The sequence below is a fragment of the Streptomyces sparsus genome, from assembly GCF_054776295.1.
Map to the genome: position 1 here is coordinate 1 of NZ_BAAHCA010001009.1, position 1,661 is coordinate 1,661.

A 1,661-nucleotide genomic window follows, 5' to 3' on the forward strand; every position below is an offset into this window, starting at 1 on the left:
GAGATCGTGCACGTACGGGCCGACGGCACCGAGCGGCGCCGCGACTACGCCTCCCTGGTCGAGGAGGCGTCCCGGGTGCTGGGCGGGCTGCGCGCGGCCGGGCTGCGCCCCGGTGACCAGGTGGTGCTCCAGTGCGAGGACACCGAGGACTTCGTCGCCGCGCTCTGGGGCTGCGTGCTCGGCGGTTTCGTCGCCGTGCCGCTGACCGTGCCCGCCTCCTACCGGACCGCCTCGGCGCCGGTCGCGAAGCTGGAAGGCGTCTGGCGGATGCTGGACCGGCCGTGGATCGTCACGTCGGCGGCCGGTGAGCCGGAGCTGCGCGCGCTGGCCGAACGCCGGGGGTGGACGGGCCTGCGGCTGACCACCGTGGACGCGCTGCGCACGGGTCCCGCCGACGCCGACTGGCATCCGGCACGGCCGGAGGACACCGTTCTGATGCTGCTGACGTCCGGCAGCACCGGCCTGCCCAAGGCCGTCCGGCTGAGCCACCACCACGTCCTGACCCGGTCCGCCGCGACCGCGCACCTCAACTCGCTGACGGACACCGACGTCTCACTGAACTGGATCCCGCTGGACCACGTCACCGGTGTGGTGATGTTCCACCTGCGGGACGTCTACCTGGGCTGCCGGCAGGTGCACGCCCCGACGTCGTGGGTGCTGGAGGACCCGCTGCGCTGGCTGGACCTCGCCGACCGGCACCGGGTCAGCGTCACCTGGGCGCCCAACTTCGCCTTCGGCCTGGTCGGTGAGCAGGCGGACCGGCTGGCCGGCCGCGACTGGGACCTGTCGCCGATGCGCCTGGTGATGAACGCCGGGGAGGTGGTGGTCGCGGCCACCGCGCGGCGCTTCCTGAAGGTCCTGGAGCCCTACGGGCTGGCGCAGGACGTCATGCACCCGTGCTGGGGCATGTCCGAGACGTGCTCGGTGGTGACCGACACCCACCTCGCAGCCGAACCCCAGCCCGACGAGGGCACGTTCGTCAGCTGCGGACTGCCCTACCCGGGCTTCGCCATGCGGATCGTGGACGAGGCGGAGCACGTCGTCACCGAGGGCACCGTCGGGCGCCTCCAGGTGCGCGGCACCTCCGTCACCTCCGGCTACCACGACAACGCCCGGGCCAACGCGGAGTCCTTCACCGCCGACGGCTGGTTCGAGACCGGCGACCTGGCGTTCCTGCGCGCGGGTGAGCTGTACATCACCGGCCGCGCCAAGGACGTCATCATCGTCAACGGCGTCAACCACTACAGCCACGAGATCGAGGCCTGTGTGGAGGAACTGCCCTGTGTGGTGAGCAGTTTCACCGCGGCGTGCGCGGTGCGCACCGAGCAGGGCGCGGGCACGGACGAGCTGGCGCTGTTCCTCCACGTCGCCCCCGGCCAGGACGTGGCGGAGGCGCTGCGGACCGTCCGCGGCAAGGTGACCAGGGAGATCGGCGTCAGCCCGGCGTACCTGCTGCCGGTGGAGCCGTCGGCGATTCCCAAGACGGAGATCGGCAAGATCCAACGGACTCGGCTGCGCAAGCAGTTCGAGGCGGGTGACTTCGACCGGGAGGTGCGCGAGTCCGAGGTGCTGCTCGGAACGGCCACGACCGTGCCGGACTGGTTCCTGCGCCCGGTGTGGCAGCGCGCCGACTCGCTGCACGCGGTGGGGGACGTCCCCCA

1 protein-coding gene is annotated in these 1,661 nt (G+C 72.2%); it reads left to right on the top strand.

The window, feature by feature from the left end; all coding sequences use genetic code 11:
- Nucleotides 1-1,661, top strand: a 1,661-nt coding sequence (locus tag ACYVE9_RS25845; protein WP_461030315.1) for an AMP-binding protein, incomplete at both ends; no start/stop codon positions are given.